Raw genomic sequence first — 6,297 nt, forward strand, 5'->3', positions numbered from 1 at the left:
TCGACAAACTCTTCCAGCGGCACGCCATATTGCAGGCCAATGGACACCGCGATGGCGAAGTTATTCATCAGTGAGCGGAAGGCTGCGCCCTCCTTATGCATATCGATGAAGATTTCGCCGAGACGCCCATCCTCATACTCACCCGTGCGAAGGTAGACCTTATGCCCACCGACGGTGGCCTTCTGGGTATAGCCCTTGCGGCGCCCGGGCATTGATCGGCGACGTTGGTCAACATCGTTCGCGTTGGCCGCTTGCGGCGTGTTTGCGGCCACTTCCGGCATATCGAATGGCAGGCGCCACGGCTGCCCGGCAGGGCCAGCCTCACGATAGCAGCGCATGGTCCATAGCCCACGGCGCCAGCCCTTCAGGATCAAATCACCGGTGCTGGACAGGTCGGTGTCGAAGGGTAGGTCGATGGTCTGATCAATCGGCATGGAGAGATAGGGCTGGCAGGCCGCCATCATCTCAATCTGGGCTAGGGCACTGGTCTCATCACCGGCAAGGGCCAGGGCGTGGCGTCCTTCAGCCATTGCAGTCATCTCACCCATATCGACCATGGTGACGGTTGAGAGGTTGCGTTGCCCGCAATCGGTGGCCATGGCGAGAGCATCAATCCAGGCGGTGCCGACCGCTTCTGCCAAGCTGGGCAGTGGGCAATCCAGCATCTGAAACGGCAGTGGTTGGATATCGAGGTTTAGGTAGCCGGTGGTTTGGCCGGCAGCTGCCAATGCCCGGTTCTCCAATACGGCGAGCATACGTGGTTCGGCCGTGCTGCCAGCAGGACAGGCGCCCAAATTCTGGGCCAGTTCGGCGGAACAGCCGGTGGCAAGCGCGCTGGTCACACTGGCGATACCAGCACAGAGCGACTGCGCCGCGCTGTCTTCCACATCCAGCTCTAGATGCTCAAGCATCGGGGCCAGGGGACCGATATTCAGTGCGATGGCCCGGCCATCACGGGTTGCGATGGCATCAGCTTCAAGTGGGTGGTGCTGTAGGCTAACGGCAATGTCCAAGGCAATGACCGCTAATCGGCAGGTGTGGACGTAGCCAGGCAGGTCAAAATCAATGGTGTCGTCGCTGCTATCCGGATCAAGCAGGAAGGCGCCCGGCATCACCGTCAGCAGTGGGCGCGGCGCCTCGCTATCGGTGCAATCGCCATTGCGCCAGGCTTCGGCGGTATCCTCAAAACGCACATTGGCCTGACCACTGGTCCAGGCATGCCATTCAAGCGCGTCCATCAGGCCACGCGCATCGGCGTCACTGCCGGTGGTCATGGCTGGACCCTCGGCCTCAACCAGCAGGGCGCGCTCTAACGCGTCATCACCGATGCCAATGGTTAGAGGTGCCGGGGCATCCGGCTCCACGCCGGTCATTGAGGCGATCCAGGCGCCAAAGCGATCCAGCCTACCGTCGAGATACAGCTGCACGGCCCGCATGATTAGGGGATCAGTGAGGCCCGAATCACGGGCTTCTGCCACCGCCTTGGCAATCTCTGGTTTGGAGAAGGCTTCAACGATGCTGTTGACCGATGGCTCGCCAGATAGGCTGTCCATAAGCGCCTTTGCGGCACGGGATAGCTTACCAGCCCCCACAGCATGGGTGGCGGCCAACCAATCGCGGTTGCCTAACTCATCCAAGGCATCGTGATCATGGGAAATGCCCGATGGCTTCAGGTCAGAGAGATCGGGGCGTTCAACCAGGCTGGTAATCCGGTCGATCTGCTGTTGGTCAGCAGAGAGGGAGAAGCCGTCACGGCCCGCACCAAGCGATGGCGCCTCGTTGATCCCATAGGCCCAATGCAGGCCCATTCGCGCCCACATCTTTGCGCCGGGGATTATGCGGCGGCTTAGGATAAGGGCTGATAGCTCATCGCGGAATGTTTCGGCATCGCCCGCGCTGTCAAAGTAACCGAGGCGCCAGCCCCAATAGGCGAGGCTGTTGGAAACACGGTCCGCCACCGCCACCGCATCATTCTCATACTGAAACCGGTCCTGCCTTGCGGCTGCTTTTGAGGCCTGCTTATCGACGCCGCGCCGCCACAGTGGCTCTGGCACATTGGTGGCGCCAATTGGCTTTAAGTGACGGGGGAGGCGGGCAGGATAGCAAGCTACACGGGCAAAGTTGCGCGCCGCTTCATCGGGCCAGTCCGCCGGAACTGAGACATGGGTTGGGGCGCCGTGTCCCGCCGCATCGTCCCATACCGGTGCGTCGATCTCGACCGACCGCATGGTCGGTGCCGAAAGCCCGGACAGGGCATAGTATCGATGGATCTGCATCGCCCGAATTAACCATATCTAGTGCTCAATAATCAGATAAACACTAGATATGCGCATTCAGACTGGCGAGTCGAAATACGAGTCGCGTCAGGGGATAACCCCGATTCGGTGTGGATAAAGCCGATTTATGCTTGGTCTAAATGGGTGCGAATGCCCTGAAACACTGCCTCGAACATCTCGGTCGTCAGACGTCCTGTATTGGTGTTGTAGCGTGAGCAGTGATAGCTGCCGAACAGCTTCCAAGGCTTGCCCACCTCATGCTTCCCGCCATGGGTGAAGGGGACATAGCTCTGCTTTAGGCCAATGGCGGCAAGTGTTGATTTATGGGCGATCAGCCCAAGGGTCAGCACCGCCTTCAGATTGGGCAGTAGGTCGAGCTCACCAGTCAGATAGGGCCGACAGGTGGCAATCTCTTTGGTTTCTGGCTTGTTCTGCGGTGGCACACAACGAACCGCATTGGTGACCCGGCAACCGGTAAGCTGAAGGCCATCATCCGGACGCTTGGCATAAGTGCCCGTGGCAAACCCGAACTTACCGAGGGTGGCGTAGAGCAGGTCACCGGCATAATCGCCGGTGAATGGACGTCCGGTTTGATTGGCCCCATGCATGCCGGGTGCGAGGCCTACGATCAGCAACTCTGCATCCGTTGGGCCAAATGATGGCACCGGCGCGTTATGATAATCGGGCAGCTTAACCCGCGTGTCGGCTAGGAACTGGGACAGGCGCGGGCAGTCTGAGCAATCGCTCGGTGGGGCAGGGATGAAGGTCATGGGGCAACGCTAAATCGGTAAGTGGTCGGACCGATTAGTAGTCATCCTCATCATCATAGTCATCGTCCTCATCCTGGCGGCGGCGGGGACGGCGTGGTTCATCACGATCTGCGCGGGCAAACTCCTCAACCAGATCCGAGAGGTCAAAGAAGTTGTCGGCTTTGCGGCGAAGCTCATCCGCAACCATGGGCGGGTTGGTGCGGGTGGTGCTGATCACAGTCACCCGGAGGCCTTTGCGCTGAATGGCATCGACAAGCGGGGCAAAGTCACCATCACCAGAGAACAGCATGACATGATCTAGATGGGGCGCGAGCTCCATCACATCGACGGCCAGTTCCACATCCATGTTGCCGCGGGTTTTGCGGCGGCCGGCGCTATCCGTGAACTCTTTCGGTCGCTTGGTGACCATGGTGTAGCCATTGTAATCGAGCCAATCGACCAGTGGCTTGAGGGGGGAGTACTCCTGATCCTCATCAATCGCGGTATAGTAATAGGCGCGGATTAACCGGCCACGCTGGGTCGCCCAGCGAAGCAGTGATTTGTAATCGATGTCGAAATCGAGGTTCTTCGCGGCGTGGTAAAGATTGGCGCCGTCGATAAACATCGCCAGGCGCTCTTGTTTATAAATGATCATTAAAAATGCCTTTATAGAAATAGGGTTAAGCCAGCCGGTTGCCGTCTGGCTATGTCGGGTGATAGCAGGGGGTAAGCCGGAACGGCAAGCGTAACCGGTCAGGCTCCCTGATGATCTGGATATGGTCCTTTAAGTTGTTAGGACCTCATCACATTTTGGATATCGACGCTTATGAAACTGGTGGCGCTTGGCAGTAATTTGCCCCACCCGGATATTGGCCCACCGCTGGCGGTCATTGAGGCCGCCTGTACCGCGATGGGGCAGGCCGGCATCAAGATCCTGCGACGGTCCAATTGGTATGAAACCCATCCGGTTCCGGTTAGCGATCAGCCCAATTTTGTGAACGGTGTGGTTGAAGTCTCGTTTGAGGGGACATCAGACTCCTTGCTGGCGACCCTGCATGGGATTGAACAACAGCTGGGTCGTCAGCGGACGGTGGTGAATGCCGCGCGCATCGTTGATCTGGATTTGCTCGCTTTTGATGCCGAGATTCAGGAAGGGCCGGGCCTTATCCTGCCGCATCCAAGGCTGCATGAACGACGGTTTGTTCTGCAGCCGATTAGCGATATTGATCCCAATTGGCAGCACCCCCGCCTTGGAAAAACAGCAGCCATGCTGCTTCAGGCCTTGCCCCCTGCGGCGCCGGGCGATACGGTGCCCCTATCCTGATATTGAGAGTTTCTGTGTTCGCGGTTTGAACCGCGTGCATCTCGCAGGTGCAAAATTCATCTGCGGCGCCTATTTATAGGGCTTCCGCGACTGCTTTTAGGCTGAGGATTTGTAAGACATGGCACGCGTTACCGTTGAAGATTGCGTCGAGAAGGTTCCAAACCGTTTTGATCTCGTCATGCTGGCCTCCCAGCGTGCACGTGAAATCGGTGGTGGCACCCCACTGCATATCGAGCGTGACAACGACAAAAACCCAGTGGTCGCCCTGCGTGAGATCGCTGAAGACAAGTTGGAGCATGAGGCGCTTCGTGAAGCCCTGATCACCAGCCATCAGCGTGTCACCGCCGAGCCAGAGCCAATGGCACCAGCCGCCGAGGTTCTGCTTGAGGCAGCGCAACCAGAAGAAGGTGTTGAGGAAGGCCAAGAGCCTACCGGTATCTCAACTGCTGCCATTCAACCGGCCATGGGCGCCTATCGGTTCGAAGACGACCAGGATGCGATTGAAGACAAGTAAGACACAGCTGCAAATGCAAAGCCTGTGGCCTACCGGAACTGACCGGGGGCGCGGATGATCCGCCAGTATGAGCTTGTCGAGCGCGTAAAAGCCTACGACCCCCATGTGGATGAAGACGCGCTAAACCGCGCTTATGTCTTCTCGATGAAGGCGCACGGGTCGCAAACCCGCGCCTCGGGTGACCCATACTTCACCCACCCGCTGGAAGTGGCGGGCATCCTAACCAGCCTGCGCTTGGATGGTGCCTCAATCATCACCGCGCTGTTGCATGACACGGTGGAAGACACCGATGCGACGGAAGAGGAGATCGTCACCCTCTTCGGTCAGGAGGTGGCCAACCTGGTTGAGGGGGTTACCAAGCTTAGCCAGATAAAGCTGAACTCTGACCAATCCAAACAGGCTGAGAATTTCCGCAAGCTTGTCCTCGCCATGTCCGAGGATATCCGGGTGTTATTGGTCAAACTGGCCGACCGCCTGCACAACATGCGCACCATCCACTTCATCCCGAAGGAGGAGAAGCGCCGCCGGATCGCCCGTGAGACCCTGGAAATCTACGCACCGCTAGCGGAGCGTATTGGCGTTGCCAAAATGAAGGAGGAGTTGGAAGACCTATCCTTCTCCCAACTGGTTCCAGAGGCGCGCGACAGTATCCTGACCCGGCTTGAATACCTTCGTAAGGAAGGTAGTAGCCTCGTCGATCGCATCGTCACAGAGCTCAAAGACACAATTAACGCGGACGAGATCGACGTCGAAATCTATGGCCGTGAGAAAACGCCATATTCGATCTGGCGGAAGATGCAGCGCCAGAATGTGGCTTTTGAACAGCTCTCTGACATCATGGCGTTTCGGATTTTGGCGCCCGATATCGGTACCTGTTATCAGGTTTTGGGCATCATCCACGGTGCCTATCCGCTCGTCCCCGGTAGGTTCAAAGATTACATCTCAACGCCAAAACCGAACGGTTATCGCAGCCTGCACACCACGGTTATCGGCCCAGAGCGGCAGCGGATTGAAATTCAAATCCGCACCAAGGATATGCATGAGAGCGCCGAACTCGGCGTTGCCGCCCACTGGGCGTACAAGCAGGGCGCACCAGGTGAGGACGCGCCAAAGCTGAAATGGCTGCGCGACTTCCTCGACATCCTTGATAACGCCCAACGGCCGGAAGAGTTCCTCGAGCATACCAAGCTCGACCTCTACCAGGATCAGGTCTTCTGTTTCTCGCCGCGCGGTGATGTGATCGCGCTGCCTAGCGGTTCGACCACCGTCGACTTCGCCTATGCGGTCCACTCTGACATCGGTGACACCTGTGTCGGGGCCAAGGTAAATGGCCGTCTGGTCCCACTCGACACCACGTTGAACAATGGCGATCAGGTTGAGATCCAGACCTCGAAAAAGCACTCAGAGACAAAGGATTTAACCTCAATCTGATTG

The 6,297-nt window shown here is 58.0% G+C and carries 6 protein-coding genes; 3 read left to right on the plus strand and 3 right to left on the minus strand.

The annotated features are described in order from the left end of the window. The 3 genes from KI792_14530 to KI792_14540 all read right to left on the minus strand — a co-directional run. Nucleotides 1-2,276 (minus strand): hypothetical protein (locus KI792_14530; GenBank protein MBV6634239.1); only part of this gene is annotated, 2,276 nt, incomplete at its 3' end. Between the two features lie 125 nt (nucleotides 2,277-2,401). Then, nucleotides 2,402-3,046: a uracil-DNA glycosylase gene (locus KI792_14535; protein ID MBV6634240.1), complete on the minus strand. Its 645-nt coding sequence runs from the start codon at nucleotides 3,044-3,046 to the stop codon at nucleotides 2,402-2,404. 34 nt (nucleotides 3,047-3,080) lie between these two features. Beyond that, nucleotides 3,081-3,680 (minus strand): NYN domain-containing protein, encoded by a 600-nt coding sequence (locus KI792_14540; protein MBV6634241.1) that lies wholly within the window; start codon nucleotides 3,678-3,680, stop codon nucleotides 3,081-3,083. Nucleotides 3,681-3,851: 171 nt separating this feature from the next. On the opposite strand from KI792_14540, the gene folK reads away from it, so the two are divergent. The 3 genes from folK to KI792_14555 all read left to right on the plus strand — a co-directional run bounded on the left by folK (nucleotide 3,852) and on the right by KI792_14555 (nucleotide 6,294). Beyond that, a complete protein-coding gene (folK, locus tag KI792_14545) occupies nucleotides 3,852-4,349 on the plus strand; it encodes a 2-amino-4-hydroxy-6-hydroxymethyldihydropteridine diphosphokinase (protein ID MBV6634242.1) in 498 nt (165 codons plus the stop codon). A gap of 118 nt (nucleotides 4,350-4,467) precedes the next feature. Then, nucleotides 4,468-4,863, plus strand: coding sequence for a DNA-directed RNA polymerase subunit omega (gene rpoZ, locus KI792_14550; protein ID MBV6634243.1), 396 nt, complete (start codon nucleotides 4,468-4,470; stop codon nucleotides 4,861-4,863). A 54-nt stretch (nucleotides 4,864-4,917) separates the two neighbouring features. Further along, nucleotides 4,918-6,294, plus strand: coding sequence for a bifunctional (p)ppGpp synthetase/guanosine-3',5'-bis(diphosphate) 3'-pyrophosphohydrolase (locus tag KI792_14555; GenBank protein ID MBV6634244.1), 1,377 nt, complete (start codon nucleotides 4,918-4,920; stop codon nucleotides 6,292-6,294). The last annotated feature ends 3 nt before the right edge of the window (nucleotides 6,295-6,297 follow it).

The sequence above is a fragment of the Alphaproteobacteria bacterium SS10 genome (assembly GCA_019192455.1).
Taxonomy (GTDB): Bacteria; Pseudomonadota; Alphaproteobacteria; order TMED2; family TMED2; genus TMED2.